This is a genomic window from Neptuniibacter pectenicola (assembly GCF_001597735.1).
Taxonomy (GTDB): Bacteria; Pseudomonadota; Gammaproteobacteria; order Pseudomonadales; family Balneatricaceae; genus Neptuniibacter; species Neptuniibacter pectenicola.
This window is the reverse complement of record NZ_LUTS01000155.1, coordinates 1-251: the sequence shown is the minus strand read 5'-3', so window position 1 is coordinate 251 and position 251 is coordinate 1. Positions and strand designations below refer to the sequence as shown.

The window sequence follows — 251 nt, the reverse complement described above, 5'->3', positions numbered from 1 at the left end:
TCAATGTGTGGGATGTCATCTTCTAAATACATAGCTGATGTTTGAACAAAACCGTGTCGTTGATAAAAAGAGGCTAAATGTTCCTGTGCGCCAATTTCAATCGACTCACTTGGCCATAATGATTCACAGTCGGCTAATGCTTGTTGCAATAGTTTATGACCTAAACCACCACCTCGATGACTTTCTTTGGTGGCAACGCGACCAATGCTAGCTGACGGATAACTGGTTCCTTTCGGTAACAAACGTGCGCA

1 protein-coding gene is annotated in these 251 nt (G+C 43.4%); it reads right to left on the bottom strand.

What is annotated here, in order from left to right:
• Window positions 1–251, bottom strand: a 251-nt coding sequence (locus tag A3773_RS17310) for a GNAT family N-acetyltransferase (RefSeq protein WP_156473577.1), incomplete at both ends; no start/stop codon positions are given.